Genomic DNA, 12,894 nt, shown 5'->3' on the forward strand with positions numbered 1-12,894 from the left:
CTGATCCTTGAACAGCGCCGCGACGTCCGACACGCCTGTCGCCTCGGCGGACGCCGCGCGCCCCTATCTGGCGGTGCGTGACGTCCGTAAGAGCTACGGCGCGGTGCATGCCCTGGGCGGCGTCGATTTTAGCATCTTGCCCGGCGAGGTCGTCGGCCTCGTCGGCCATAATGGAGCCGGCAAATCGACGCTGATGAACGTGCTTGCCGGCACCGTCGAGCGAAGCAGCGGCGCCTTCGACCTCGACGGCGTGTCGGTCGGCAAGTGGAGCGCATTCGCCGCCCAGACCGCCGGGCTGCGCTGCGTCTTCCAGGAATTGTCGCTCTGCGCCAATCTTTCGCTGGCCGAGAACACGCGCATCGTCCACCGCCCCTTGCGCGGCCCCGGCTGGCGAAAGCGCGCCCGTGCGGTGATCCGGAAAACATTGGACGAGATTTTCCCGGGCCACGGCATCGATCCCGAGACCCGGCTGGCTGACCTGGCGATCGGCCCAAGGCAGATGGTGGAGATCGCGCGCGCCTTCTCGGAAACCGATACGCCGGTGCGCTGCGCCATCCTCGACGAACCGACATCGGCGCTCGGCCATGAAGCCACACAGCAGCTGCTCGACCATATCCGCCGCGCGGCGGCGCGCGGCATCGCCTGCATCCTGATCACCCACCGCCTCAACGAGATTCTCGCGGTCTGCGACCGGGCCGTGGTCATGGTCGACGGCAAAGTGGTGGCCGCACGGCCGACGGCCGGGCTGACGCGCGCGGCTTTGGTCGAATTGATGGGCAGCATCGAGGCGCCACGCGACCGCTCCAGCCGCACCGTCGCCGCGTCGGGAAAGCCGCTGGTGGTGGACCACCCCGGGAACGGTGGCGATGACCTGGCGATCCAGGCGGCGGCGGGCGAGATCATCGGCTTTGCCGGCCTTGACGGCCACGGCCAGCGCGAGCGGCTGCGGGCGCTGTTTTTCGCCGCGCGCAACCAGAGCCACGGGAGCAACTCGGCCACGCCCGTTGCCTATGTGGCCGGCGACCGGCAGGGCGAGGGTGTCTTCACGCTGTGGTCGATCGCGGAAAACCTGACCATCCGCAGCCTGAAGGCATTGCGGCGAAACGGGCTGATCTCGACCCGGGCCGCCCACGACCTGGCGCAGACATGGTCGACGCGCCTGAAGGTCAAGGCGCCTTCCATCGACACGCCGATCCTCAGCCTGAGCGGCGGCAACCAGCAGAAAGTGCTGTTCGCCCGCGCGCTGGCGTCCGACGCGCAAGTGATCTTCCTCGACGATCCGATGCGCGGCGTCGATGTCGGCACCAAGCATGAGGTCTACCAGCTGATCCGAAGCGAGGCCGAGAACGGGCGCTGCTTTGTCTGGTACACGACCGAACTCGAAGAGCTGAGCAATTGCGACCGTCTCTACGTCTTTCGCGAGGGCCGGGCGGAGGTGCAGCTCGACGGCAACGACATCGAGCCCTCCCGCATCCTGCAGGCCTCCTTCGGAGGCGCGCATGGCTGACGCGGCCCTCCCGTCGCGCCGCCCTGCCCGGCCGGCATGGCTTGGCGGCGCCGTGCAGATCGGCCTGCCGGCGGTGGCGCTGCTGGTGATGCTGGCCGTCATCTTCTGGATCCGCCCGGCGGCGATGAGCTATTTCGGCTTCACGCTGCTGTTCAAGCTCGCCGTGCCGCTGGTGTTCGCCGCCTTGGCGCAGATGATGGTGATCATGCTGGGCGACATCGACCTGTCCAACGGCGCCTTCGTCGGCCTGATCACCTGCGTCACCGCGCTCTATCTCGGGGATTTCCCGGCGCTCGCGGTGCTGATCTACCTGGTGACGATCGCCGCCTATGCCGGCTTCGGCCTGCTGATCCATGTCAGGCAGCTGCCTTCGATCATCGTGACCCTCGGCATGTCCTTCATCTGGCTGGGTACCGCGATCCTGCTGCTTCCGGCGCCTGGCGGCGCAGCGCCGGACTGGCTCATCGGCTTCATGAGCTGGCAGCCGCCTTTGCTCCCGCTTCCGGTGTGGCTGGCTGCCTTCGCCGCAGCTATCGGACATCTTGTCATCACGCGCTCATCCTATGGCGCGGTGCTGCGCGGCGCCGGCGCCAACCCGCGCGCGGTCGAGCGCGCCGGATGGTCCGTTGTCGGCCTTCGCGTCGCCACCTATGCCGGCGCCGGGCTTCTCGCTTGCCTGGCCGGAATTGCGCTGACCGGCCTTACCACCTCCGGCGATCCCAATGTCGCGCCTGCCTACACGCTGCTGGGTGTCGGCGCGGTCATCCTCGGCGGCGGTACCTTCACCGGCGGTATCGTGTCGCCGGTGGGAGCTGTCGTCGGCGCGCTTACGCTCTCGCTGGCGGGATCGCTGCTCTCCTTTCTCGCCGTGCCACCGACCTGGCAGATCGGCGCGCAAGGCGTGATCCTGTTCCTGGTGCTGGCCGGACGCGTCCTGCTGGCGGAGCGGATTTCATGATCCAGCGCCGGCTCTTCCTCGCACCCTGGACCTACGGCTTCATCGTCGCACTGGCGATGTGGCTGGCAACCACCGCCTATTCCGGCTGGGGCAGTGCCGGCGCCACGATTTCGGCGGCGCTGGCCTTTGGCGCCTTCAGCGTCGTCGTCGGCACCGGACAGATGCTGGTGGTGGCCTCGGGGCCAGGCAACATCGATCTTTCCGTACCGTCGGTGCTGACGCTCGCGGCCTATGTCTCGATGGCGGTGATGAACGGCAACAATGCGATGATCCTGCCCGGCTTGCTGGTGGCGCTCGGCGTCGGCGCGACCGCCGGCGCGCTCAATTTCCTCGCCATCAAGGCGTTGCGGCTGCCGCCGATCATCGCCACGCTGGCCTGGAGCTTCGTCTTCCAATCGTTCGCCTTCAATCTCGGCGGCGAGGCCACCCTGAAGCCGCCGGCGATGCTGTCCTGGTTCACCTCGTGGCGGGTCGCCGGCATCCAGTTTATGCCAATCGCGGTCATGGTGCTGACGCTGTTGACCGCACTCATCCTGCAACGCAGCGTCTGGGGCCGCCACCTGCTGGCCAGCGGACAGAGCGAACCGGCCGCGAAGCTGGCGGGCATCGAGGTCGGGCGGGTGCGGTTGGCGGCCTATGTGCTGTGCGGCACGGCAGCGGCGCTGGCCGGGTTCCTGCTGTCCGGCTTCACCGGCGGCGCCGCCCTCAACATGGGCGATGCCTATCTGATGGAATCGATCGCCGTCGTGGTGCTCGGCGGCACCAGCGTCGCCGGCGGGCAGGCCAATGCGATCGGCATCTGGGGCGCGGCGCTGTTCTTCAATCTGATGGCCACGATGCTGAACACGTTTCGCATCGAGGCCGGTGTGCGCTTTCTTTTGACTGGCGTGCTGATCATCCTCATCGTGGCGATCGTGCCGCGGCGAAGCGCCGCCTGAGGATGGATGGATTACAATGCTGTTTGACGATGACCTCGATTATATAGACCTCACCCACCGCATGCGCGCAGGCATGCCGGTCTGGCCGACGCATCCGCATTACTGCCAGGAAGTGGTCGAATCGTTCGATCGCGGCGACGTCGCCTGTAATCACGCGCTTTGCATGAGCGAGCATACCGGCACGCATTTCGACGCGCCGCTGCATTTCGTCCCCGGCGGACGCTCGATCGCCGACGTCCCGGTCGAGCGGTTCTTCGGCCGCATGGTGACGATCGACGCCCGCGACATACCGCCGGCCACGGCGCTCGGGCCGGAGGCAATCCGCGACTTCGAAGACCGGCACGGCGCGATCGCGCCGGGCGACGCCGTGTTCTTCCATTTCGGCTGGGACCGGTTCTGGAGCGATCCGCAGCAAGGCCACCGGGTGCTCGAGGATTGGCCGGGGCTGTCGCGCGAGACCAGCCTGCTGCTGGTCGAACGTGGCGTCCGCATCGTCGGCACCGACTGCCTGTCGATCGACCGCTTCGGCTCTAGCGATTTCCCCGCCCACAATATCCTGCTCGGCGCGGACATCCTGGTCGGCGAGAATTTCGCCAATCTCGGCCTGCTGCCGCCTGTCTGCACCCTGGTCACCTTGCCGCTGGCGATCGAAGGCGGATCGGGATCGCCCCTGCGCGCCGTCGCCCTCGTCTCAAAGTCCTGAAAAAGGTGAGCTGCCGTGGTTGATATCGTCGTCCGCAAACCGGGGGCACTCGCCGTTCAGGCAGGCACGGAGCCGTGGCCTGAACCCGGAGAAGTGGTCGTGCGCGTGCAGCGCGCCGGCATCTGCGGCTCGGACATGCATATCCTGCACGGATCGAACCCGTTTGCCGTCTATCCGCGCATCATCGGCCATGAGTTTGCCGGCGTCGTCACCGCGCTCGGCGTGGGTGTTTCCTCGGTGCGCGCGGGCGACAATGTCGTGGTCGATCCCGTCGTCTCATGCGGCCATTGCTATCCCTGCCGCGTCGGGCGGCCGAATGTCTGCGCCAATCTCGAGGTCATGGGCGTTCACCGTGACGGCGGCTTCCGCGATCTCGTCGCCGTGCCGGCCCGCAATGTCGTTGCCGTTCCCGCCGATATGCCGTTCGGCCTCGCGGCGCTCGCCGAACCGTTCTCGATCGCCGCCAATGTGCTGGACAGAACCGGCTGCGGGCCGCAGGACACGGTGCTGGTCTACGGCGCCGGGACCGTCGGCGTCACCGTGCTGCAGGTGGCCAAGCTGCTTGGCGCGCGCTGCATCGTTGCCGATATCGACGAGGCCCGCCTCGAGCGCGCATCGGGCTTTGGCGCGGACGCGGTCATCCATTCGCCAAGCCAGCCGGTCGCGGACGCCGTGAGGGACGAAAATGACGGCCTTGGCCCGACAGTGATCATCGACGGCGCCGGCGTGCCGGCGCTGCTCGATGAGGCATGCCGCATCGCCAGCCCGGCCGGCCGCATCGGTCTGCTTGGGTTCTCTGCAACACCGTCCAGCCTCAGCCAGCAAGAGGTGGTACGCAAGGAACTGACTGTTGTCGGCTCGCGTCTTAACCGGCAATTGCTGCCCAAGGTGGTGGAATGGCTGGCGGCGAAGCGCCTCGAGCCGGAGGCGATGATCACTCAGGTCTTTGCCGCGGCGGACGCCAAGGCGGCCTTCGACCTGATTGAAAGGGAACCGCAGCGGACCCTGAAGGTCCAGCTCGACTTCTCCTGAAGGTTCCCGCGGCAATCCTGTCGGCGGCCCCAATGCGGCCAGATCAAGCGCAGTTCGGCCGCCTTCGCGCCGGCCTATCGAACACGCGGCATTCCAATATAAGCTGACCACTTCTGCTGAACGAAGACGTGGATTTGCCATGGACCTGGATCCTTCGACGCTCAATCGGACGCTTCCGTTGCGCGATCAGATTTATCATCAGATCCGCAACCTGATCGTCGTCGGCCAGATGAAGCCGGGGGAAGTCATCAATGAGGTGGCCATCGCCGAAGCCCTCGGTGTCTCGCGCACACCGGTCCGCGAAGCGGTCAAGCGCATCAGTGACGAGGGCCTCGTCACGATCCTGGCGCAGACCGGCACCTATGTCGCCCCGATCAACCGCGTCGACTTGGAGGAAGCCTATGTCATCCGCCGCGCCCTGGAAATGGAAAGCGCCAGGCGCGCGGCCGTCAAATTCACGCCATCAGCCGGCGAACTTCTGGAGGACAACATGGCGGCGCACCGGCTCGCCATATCGCGCGGCAGATATGCCACCGCGATCCAGCTCGACGACGTCTTCCACCGCACCATCGCCGAGATCTGCGGCCTGCCGGGAATCTGGCGCGCCGTCGACATCTCCAAGGCGCAGATGGATCGGGGCCGGACCCTCGTCATCCCGAAGCCCGGCTATGGCGAACAGACGATCGAGCAGCACGGGGCCATTCTCGATGCGCTGAGGCGCAACGACGCCGAGGGCGCCGCGCAGGCGATGGAGCACCATCTCGAAACGTCGTTCCGCAACACACTCGAAGTCGCCGCGGAGCTTCTCGGCTGAAGCCGGCCGCACTGGATCGATCAGACATGCAAAGGCGGATTGATGGCGCGTGTCCGCCTCGGCACGATCTCGAGTTCGCCATCGGGCACGACGGCCGCGATGCCGACAATGTGCCGGTCCGTCAGATGCAGGCTGCGGAACGCCCAACGCGAGGCATCGTCATCGATCTCGTCGCTGAAATGGGCAATGGGCGGAGAGACCTGCAGGTCCAGCTCAACCTTCTTCACCGGCAAGGAGAGCCCAATGCCGCGCGCTTTCACATAGGCTTCCTTGAGCGTCCACAGAGTGAAAAAGAAATCCTGTCTCGCCTGCCCGCTCATCGCCTCGAAGCGCGCGCGTTCCCGGGGCGAAAAGACCGCCGGCGCCAGTTCGCCGAGACCGACATCGCGGTCGCGGGGCTCGACGTCGACGCCGATCTCCGCGAAAGTGGCAACCGCGCAGGTCACCAGGCCATGGGTGTGAGACAGGCTGAAATGGAGGCCGCTGACGCCCAGGCTGTCGTCGATGAACGGGCGGCCATACGGGTTGGTGTCAAAGCGCCAGTGTTCCGGGGCGACAGCGCGATAGCGCGACAGGGTGGTCCTGACCAGGCCGCGAACCGCGAGATGCTGAAGCCGGGCCGGTTCGGACTTGAAGGCGTCGTGCCGATCGCGTTCGGGTTCGCTCAACAGCCGCAGGCAGGCGGCCTGATCATCCACGCCGAAGTCGTCGAGCGGCACGTACCACAGATCGACCGGGCCGCGTCGTGGATCGCCTTCTTTCATGGCTGGAGCCGGCCTGGCGCGGGTGACGACATCACGATTGTTCCAGGCAAATCCGCCGCGCCGATCGCGGCCCGATGACGATCCAGGAGCGGAGGAGTGCGACGCGCGTCTTCATGTTTCCGGGACAGGGATCACAGTTCGCCGTAATGGGCAAGAACCTGTTCGATGCGGTCGGCGCGGCAGTGAGGTGGTGACGTCCGCGTCAAGACCCGGCCCTATCCCCGCAATTGCCCCAGACTGTCGGCGAAGCGCTGGACCATTGCGAGGCCAGTCTCATTGGGCCGCATCGCCGGTGCCCGGTCCTGTATGGCGATGCCGGCGCGGGCGCCGAACAGCCGCTTGCCGTGGCAGATCAGATTCTCGATGCCTTGCATGACGAAGACCGCGGCCGGCAGCATTCTGGCATACGCGGCCTCGGCTGCTGCTTCGTCTCCGGCGCGAAACGCCTCATAGGCGCGCACGGCATGGTCAATGCAGTCCGGCGCCAGGATCATGCCCCGGCAACCGATGCGGAAATTGTCGATCAGTTCCAGCCCGCCGCGCCCGTTGAAGACGGGAAGCCGGCCTTCGGTGCGCTCGATCAGGCCGGCAATGTCGGTGACCGGACCTTCACCCTTGATCAGCCTGATGTTGGGGTGAAGCGTAACGAGGTCGCGGATTTCGTCCGATGTCAGGCCACGGCCGAAGAAGGCCGGCGCATTCTGGATCGCCACGGGCAAGTCCGTCGTATCGGCGACACGGCCAAAGAAGCGTATGTACTCCGGCGCCCCGTAGGATCCCCCAGGCGGTGGCTGCAGGATCACCCAGTCGGCGCCGACGCTTTCGGCGTGGCGCACCTGCGCGATCTGCTCGGCAACCGAAGACCCAAAGATGGTGAAGGCGAGCGGCACTCTCCCGGCGGTGTCTTCAGCCGTCCAGTCCATGATTGTTCGGCGCTCGGCCTCGGTCAGCTTGGCAACTTCCGTCGCGAGGCCGAGTGCCGCCATGCCATGCACGCCGTTCGCCAGGCAGATCTCGGCCTGCCTGCGCATCGCCGCGCGGTCGAGTTTTTCCTGGCCGTCGAACAGCGCGTAGAGGATGGCGTGGATGCCGTGGAAATCATCGGGCCGGAACTTTGGCATCCCGTTCGCTCAATGGCTTTCGCGCGGAATGGCGTGGCCGCGGCTGCCGACGAGGAAATCGAGGTCGGCACCACGGTCGGCCTGCAGCACATGCTCGGTGTAAAGACCCTGATAGCCACCGCGCATCACCGGCTCCGGCGCAACCCAGGACGTCCGCCGTTTCGCGAGTTCCTGCTCAGATACGTCGAGATGCAGCCTCCGCACCTCGACATCGAGTTCGATGATATCGCCGCTTTTGACCAGCGCCAGCGGACCACCGACAGCGGCTTCGGGTGCGGCATGCAGCACGACCGTGCCGAAGGCGGTGCCGGACATGCGGGCGTCGGAGATGCGGATCATGTCGCGCACGCCCTGCTTCAGGAGCTTTTGCGGCAACGCCATGTTGCCGACCTCGGCCATCCCGGGATAGCCCCTGGGGCCGCAATTCTTCAGCACCATGATCGAGGTCTCGTCGATGTCCAGGGCGGGATCGTCGACGCGCGCCTTGTAGTCGTCGATGTCCTCGAAGACGACGGCGCGGCCGCGATGCTTCATCAAGCCTGGTGAGGCGGCCGACGGTTTGATGATGGCGCCATCAGGCGCCAGATTGCCGCGCAGCACGGCGATGCCGCCATGCGGCGTCAGTGCGTTGTCGCGCGGGCGGATCACCTCAGGATTGTAGTTCTGGGCATCGGCGATGTTCTCGCGCACGCTCTTGCCGGTAACGGTCAGCGCATCGAGATCGAGCATGTCGGCGATCTCTTTCATGACGGCCGGAATGCCGCCGGCGTAGCAGAAATCCTCCATCAGGAAGCGGCCTGACGGCATCAGGTCGAGGATGGTCGGCACGTCGCGGCCATACTGGTCCCAGTCATCCAATGTCAGTTCGGTGCCGACGCGGCCGGCGATTGCCAGCAGATGCACCACCGCATTGGTCGAGCCGCCGATGGCGCCATTGACGCGGATGGCGTTGGCGAAGGCCTGTCTCGTCAGGATGGCCGATGGGCAGAGATTCTCGTTGACCATTTCGACGATGCGCCGCCCCGTCATGCGGGCGATGCGGCTGCGGCGCGCGTCGACCGCCGGATAGGCCGCATTGCCGGGCAGTGCCAGGCCGAGCGCCTCGACCATGGAAGCCATGGTCGAGGCCGTGCCCATGGTCATGCAGTGGCCGGGCGAGCGCGACATGGCGCTTTCGGCATTGGCAAAATCCTGCTCGCTCATCACACCGGCGCGGACATCCTCGGAGAATTTCCAGACGTCGGTGCCCGAGCCGATGGCACGGCCCTGGAAGCGGCCATTGAGCATCGGCCCGCCGGAGATGACGATAGACGGCAGGTCGCACGAGGCAGCACCCATGACCAGCGAAGGCGTGGTCTTGTCGCAGCCGGCCATCAGCACGACGCCATCCATCGGGTTGCCGCGGATCGCTTCCTCGACATCCATCGAAGCGAGGTTGCGGAACAGCATCGCCGTCGGACGCAGATTGGATTCGCCGCAGGAGAAGACCGGAAATTCCAGTGGCAGGCCGCCAGCCTCCAGCACGCCCGCCTTGATGTGCTCGATCAGGCCGCGAAAATGGACATGGCACGGCGTGAATTCGGAAAAGGTGTTGCAGATGCCGATCACCGGGCGGCCATCGAAAGCGTCGTCGGGCAAGCCGTTGTTCTTCATCCAGCTGCGGTGGATGAAGGCATCCTTGCCCAACCCGCCGAACCAGTGTTGCGATCGTCTCTTGGTCATGACTTTTCCGACGTTCAGGCGGGGTGCTGAAGCTGGCTCAGCCCGCCATCAACGACGAGGGTGGCCGCGTTCATGAAAGGGCACTCGTCGGAAATCATGAAGACAGCGGCGAGCGCAATCTCGCGCGCTGAGGCGATGCGGCCGCCTGGATGCAGCGCCAGAGTGTTGGTCCGCGCCACGGCCGGATCAGGAAAACTGTTCCAATAGTCGATCGCCTTCTGCGTCTCGACATAGCCGGGCGCCAGTGCGTTCACGCGCACGCCTTGCGCCGCATATTCGAGCGCCAGCGATTTGGTCAGCCCGAGCAGTGCGTGCTTGGCGACGGGATAGGGAAAGGTGTGCGGGATGATGGTGAAGCTGTGCGTCGAGGCGATATTGAGGATGGCGCCACCGCCGCTGGCGATCATGCCCGGCAACACCGCCTTGCTGCAGTTCCAGGCGCCCTTGACGTTGACGTCGAAATTGCGGTTCCACTCCTCCTCGGTCGCCTCGAGCGGCGTCGAGAACACATTCATCCCGGCATTGTTGATCAGTGCGTTGATCGGGCCGATCTCGGCGGTTGCCCGCCCAACCGTTTCGGTGATTGCCGAACCATCGCTGATGTCGGCGGCAACATGCCCGATAGGTCCGTGCGAAGCCGCAAGTCCAGCGACGGTCTTGTCCAGCAACGTGCCGTCGCGATCAACCAGAAACAGCCTTGCCCCTTCCGCCAGACAGGCCTCGGCGATGGCCAGCCCGATGCCTTGCGCGGCACCGGTCAGAAAGATGCGTTTGCCGGACAGACGCTCAGCCATCGCGGTCACTCCCTTGGAGACGGATCAACGCCGGCCGAGTGCCGACGAGCGCAGATTGTCGAGCAGCACGGCGAGCAGCAAGATCACGCCGCGCACGATGTACTGATAGAAGGCCGGGATGTTGAGCAGGTTCATGGCGTTTTCGGCAATGCCCATGATCAGCACGCCGACGATGACGCCCGACATGGTGGCGCGGCCGCCGGCGAGCGAAACGCCGCCGAGCACGCAGGCCGAGATGACCGAAAGCTCGAGCCCGACGGCGGCATTGGGCTGACCCGATGTGATGCGGGAGGCCAAAAGGATGCCGGCGATGCCGCAGACGACGCCCTGCAGCGCGAAGATCCAGATGCGCGTCCAGTCGACATTGACGCCGGCCAGCCGCGATGCCTCCGGATTGCCACCGATGGCCAGTGTGTTCTTGCCGAAGACGGTGCGGTTGAGCACAAAACCGAAGATGCCGAACAGAACGGCCAGCACCCAGATCGGCGTCGGGATTCCGAGCAATTTCGACAGCGCCAGTTGGTAGAAATCCGGGCTGTTGATACCGACGGCGCGGCCGTCGGATGCAATCAGCGCCAGGCCGCGCACGATCTGCATGGTGGCGAGCGTCGTGATCAGCGCGTTGATGCGGAATTTGGCGATGACGACGCCGTTGATGAAGCCGACGAAAGCACCGCAAGCGATCGCCGCCAGCAGCCCGAGCAGGATCGAACCGGTATAATTCGACGCCATCACCGCGACCATGCCGGCGAAAGCGACGATCGAGCCGACCGACAGGTCGAAGTCGCGCGCGGCGAGGCAGAACATCATGGTGCAGGCGACGATGCCGACGGTGACCACCGACTGCAGCAGGCCAAGCATGTTGCGGTCAGTGAGGAAGTTCGGCACCAACAGCGACACCAGGGCGAAGGCGACGATGAAGATGACGACGAGACCCTGTTCGCCGAGCAGGAGCTTCTTCAACTGATCGGTCATGGCAAGATCCTCAGGATGCGATCGCGTCGGGGGTTTTCGTGTCGGGAAGAGCTGCGGCCAGGATGGCCTTTTCGGCGAACTGGTCGCGGTCGAATTCGGCGCTGACGCGTCCGCCGCACATCACCAGGACGCGGTCGCAGATGCCCATCACTTCCGGCAGTTCGGACGAGACGACGACGATCGCCATGCCGTCTTCGGCAAGCTGGTAGAGCAGTTCGTAGATTTCCGCTTTGGCGCCGACGTCGATGCCGCGCGTCGGCTCGTCGACGACGAGCACCCGCACGCCCTGCTCCGAGAGCCAGCGACCAAGGATGACCTTCTGCTGGTTACCGCCGGACAGGTTGATGATGTCCTGCTTGCGCGACGGCGTGCGCACCTTGAGCTTCTTGATGAAGGTCTCGGCGGTGGCGATCTCGCTGGCGCGGTTGAGCACACCGAAGCGCGTGTGATGGCGCCGCGACGAGATGTTGATGTTCTCCTCGATCGAGCGCCCCTGGATGATGCCGTCATGCTTGCGGTCTTCCGAGCACAGCACGATGCCGGCGCGGATCGCGTCATGCGGATCGGTGGCGCGGACTAGCTTGCCGTCGACGGTGATGGAGCCACCCGCGCGCGGGTCGGCACCGAAGACCAGCCGCATCAATTCCGAGCGCCCGGCGCCGATCAGGCCGAAGAAGCCGACGATCTCGCCTGCCCTCGCCTCGAAGCTGGCCGGCGTCTTCAGCTTTGCGCCGGAGAGGCCTTCGACCTTCAGCCTGACATCGCCTGATTTGCGTGGGCGAAAACCCCAGATGTCGGAGATTTCGCGGCCGACCATTTCGGCGACGACCTGGTCGCGGGTGACACCGCTCAGCGATGCGTGGTGCGCCGCGAGCTTGCCATCGCGCAGCACGGTCAGGCTGTCGCAGAGCCGGAACACCTCATCCAGCCGATGCGAGACATAGATGATGACCTTGCCCTCGCCGCGCAGGCGATCGATCAGGGCGAACAGGATTTCGCTTTCGCGTGAGGACAGCGACGAGGTCGGCTCATCCAGTGCGATGACACGCGCGTCGAGCATGATCGCCTTGGCGATCTCGACCATCTGGCGCTCGCCGATGGACAGCGTCTTGACCTTGCGGCGCATGTCGATGTCGATGCCCGCCGATTTCAGCTTGGCGCCGACATCGTCCAGCATCCGGCGGCCGGCGATGATGCCAGCGCTGGCGGGAAAGCGGCCAAGGCTGAGGTTTTCGGCCACGGTGAGCTCGGGGACGAGCTGCAGTTCCTGGTGGATGACGATGACACCATTGTCGAAGGCATCCCTGGTCGACGAATAGGCCTGGACCTTGCCGTCGATGCGGATTTCGCCCTCATCGGCATGCTGGTCGCCGGACAGGATCTTGATCAGGGTGGATTTGCCGGCGCCGTTCTCGCCCATCAGGCCATGCACGGCGCCCTTGTCGACGCCGAACGAGACGTCCGACAGCGCCTTGACGCCCGGATAGGTCTTGGTGATGTGCGAGAAGTCGAGAAAGGACACGGGCGTCGATCCTTCTGTGTCACGACAAACAGGCGGCGGGATGA

The 12,894-nt window shown here is 65.5% G+C and carries 12 protein-coding genes; 6 read left to right on the forward strand and 6 right to left on the reverse strand.

Annotated elements, in window-relative coordinates; all coding sequences use genetic code 11:
• The first annotated feature begins 7 nt into the window (after positions 1–7).
• The 6 genes from AC56QX_RS02980 (at position 8) to AC56QX_RS03005 (ending at position 5,952) form a co-directional block, all read left to right on the forward strand.
• The gene (locus AC56QX_RS02980; RefSeq protein WP_497113642.1) at positions 8–1,507 is read left to right on the forward strand and encodes a sugar ABC transporter ATP-binding protein; all 1,500 of its coding nucleotides are present in this window, start codon (positions 8–10) and stop codon (positions 1,505–1,507) included.
• Positions 1,500–2,465 carry an ABC transporter permease gene (locus tag AC56QX_RS02985; RefSeq protein ID WP_497113643.1) on the forward strand — a complete coding sequence of 322 codons (966 nt, stop codon included), beginning with the start codon at positions 1,500–1,502 and terminating at the stop codon, positions 2,463–2,465. The genes AC56QX_RS02980 and AC56QX_RS02985 overlap by 8 nt, the downstream gene beginning before the upstream one ends.
• Entirely contained in the window at positions 2,462–3,403 is a 942-nt protein-coding gene (locus AC56QX_RS02990) for an ABC transporter permease (RefSeq protein WP_497113644.1), read from the forward strand. The genes AC56QX_RS02985 and AC56QX_RS02990 overlap by 4 nt, the downstream gene beginning before the upstream one ends.
• Positions 3,404–3,419: 16 nt before the next feature.
• On the forward strand, positions 3,420–4,106 hold the full coding sequence (locus tag AC56QX_RS02995; protein ID WP_497113645.1) for a cyclase family protein: 687 nt from the start codon (positions 3,420–3,422) through the stop codon (positions 4,104–4,106).
• Positions 4,107–4,121: 15 nt separating this feature from the next.
• The gene (locus AC56QX_RS03000; RefSeq protein WP_497113646.1) at positions 4,122–5,138 is read left to right on the forward strand and encodes a Zn-dependent oxidoreductase; all 1,017 of its coding nucleotides are present in this window, start codon (positions 4,122–4,124) and stop codon (positions 5,136–5,138) included.
• 139 nt (positions 5,139–5,277) lie between these two features.
• Complete coding sequence (locus tag AC56QX_RS03005; RefSeq protein ID WP_497113647.1) at positions 5,278–5,952, forward strand: GntR family transcriptional regulator; 675 nt, start codon at positions 5,278–5,280, stop codon at positions 5,950–5,952.
• 20 nt (positions 5,953–5,972) lie between these two features.
• Here AC56QX_RS03005 and AC56QX_RS03010 read toward each other — a convergent pair whose 3' ends face one another.
• From AC56QX_RS03010 to araG, 6 genes are all read right to left on the reverse strand, one after another.
• Complete coding sequence (locus AC56QX_RS03010; protein ID WP_497113648.1) at positions 5,973–6,716, reverse strand: 4'-phosphopantetheinyl transferase family protein; 744 nt, start codon at positions 6,714–6,716, stop codon at positions 5,973–5,975.
• Between the two features lie 215 nt (positions 6,717–6,931).
• A complete protein-coding gene (locus AC56QX_RS03015; RefSeq protein ID WP_497113650.1) occupies positions 6,932–7,837 on the reverse strand; it encodes a dihydrodipicolinate synthase family protein in 906 nt (301 codons plus the stop codon).
• 9 nt (positions 7,838–7,846) lie between these two features.
• Complete coding sequence (araD, locus tag AC56QX_RS03020; protein ID WP_497113651.1) at positions 7,847–9,559, reverse strand: L-arabinonate dehydratase; 1,713 nt, start codon at positions 9,557–9,559, stop codon at positions 7,847–7,849.
• 14 nt (positions 9,560–9,573) lie between these two features.
• Positions 9,574–10,353 carry an SDR family oxidoreductase gene (locus AC56QX_RS03025; RefSeq protein WP_497113652.1) on the reverse strand — a complete coding sequence of 260 codons (780 nt, stop codon included), beginning with the start codon at positions 10,351–10,353 and terminating at the stop codon, positions 9,574–9,576.
• A 24-nt stretch (positions 10,354–10,377) separates the two neighbouring features.
• Positions 10,378–11,328: an L-arabinose ABC transporter permease AraH gene (gene araH / locus AC56QX_RS03030; protein ID WP_477441262.1), complete on the reverse strand. Its 951-nt coding sequence runs from the start codon at positions 11,326–11,328 to the stop codon at positions 10,378–10,380.
• Positions 11,329–11,338: 10 nt separating this feature from the next.
• Positions 11,339–12,850: an L-arabinose ABC transporter ATP-binding protein AraG gene (araG, locus tag AC56QX_RS03035; protein ID WP_497113653.1), complete on the reverse strand. Its 1,512-nt coding sequence runs from the start codon at positions 12,848–12,850 to the stop codon at positions 11,339–11,341.
• Positions 12,851–12,894: the final 44 nt, after the last annotated feature.

This window comes from Mesorhizobium sp. RCAM 06353 (genome assembly GCF_059683585.1).